General features: G+C 48.0%; 2 protein-coding genes. Both read right to left on the reverse strand.

What is annotated here, in order from left to right; genetic code table 11:
- Window positions 1-481 (reverse strand): 3'(2'),5'-bisphosphate nucleotidase CysQ (locus R7O12_RS25840; RefSeq protein WP_318126910.1); only part of this gene is annotated, 481 nt, incomplete at its 3' end.
- A gap of 41 nt (window positions 482-522) precedes the next feature.
- A complete protein-coding gene (gene nudE / locus R7O12_RS25845) occupies window positions 523-1,092 on the reverse strand; it encodes an ADP compounds hydrolase NudE (protein WP_021448936.1) in 570 nt (189 codons plus the stop codon).
- Window positions 1,093-1,198 lie beyond the last annotated feature (106 nt).

A 1,198-nucleotide genomic window follows, 5' to 3' on the forward strand; every position in this document is an offset into this window, starting at 1 on the left:
CTTGTTCATGTTTGGGCGTGTGGATTTTCACGCTTTCAGACATGTCTGGGATTTTCCACGCACCTTTGCCGCTGTATGCGTAATACGTGACGCCAGAAACAGGCCCATATACCACGCCCATCGCTGGCTTGTTGTTGTCAATTAATGCAATGATGGTCGCAAAGTCGCCACTGCGTGCGATGAATTCTTGTGTGCCATCTAATGGGTCGACCAACCAATAACGCTGCCATTGTGCGCGCTGCTCTAAGCGGATGTCGGCGGCTTCTTCAGACAACACGGGGATGTCTGGTGTCAGTTCACTTAAACGTTCAGTGATGAGTTTGTGCGCGGCAATATCGGCGCTTGTGACCGGTGTTTCATCACTTTTGGTATACGCTTCATATTGCTTTTTCTCGTAGATATCGAGAATCATTTGTCCCGCACTGCGGGCAATTTCGATAACTTGAGGAAGCAGGTGAGATAGATCTTTTGTCATTGGCATAGGTGATAGTCCTTACTCACAATATTTGTCGGTTTACACCGTTATTGATTGTTGTTGTGAGTGGTGTTTGGTAAGTGTTTCAGTGCCAACATTAACGCCGTGATGCTTCGTGCTTCACAGAAGTCCAAATGCGTTAATAGCTCTTCGGCTTGTGCGAGTGGCCAGCGCACAATTTCTAACGGCTCTGGTTCGTCACCTTCTTGCTTTTCAGGGTATAGCGATTGACCTAGAAACAGCGTCATCTTGCTCGAAAAATAAGAAGGAGCAAGGATCACTTGTTTTAACGGGGTGAGTTCCTTACAACCAAAACCAATTTCTTCTTTGAGTTCGCGGTCAGCGGCCTGATGTGGCGTTTCACCGGGATCGATAAGACCTTTAGGAAAACCCAGTTCGTAACGCTCTGTACCAGCAGCGTATTCACGTACCAACAGTAAATCGCCCTGCTCGGTTATCGGTACAACCATTACGGCATCGCGACCACTTGGCTTCATGCGCTCATAAGTGCGATGCTCGCCATTGGAGAAGCGAAGGTCGAGGGCTTCCACAGCAAACAGTTTTGATCGTGCGACCGTCTGACAAGAGAGAATCTCTGGTGGGGTCCTTTTCGACATGGCGCTGACTCCTTGGTGTCGTTGGCTTTTGTAAGGTGCGTAAGATTCTTAATATATGAGAACTCTGCAAGAGTTGCTAGTTTGATTTCATCGCTTCGGCAGTGTT

Source organism: Vibrio sp. Vb1574 (assembly GCF_033338675.1).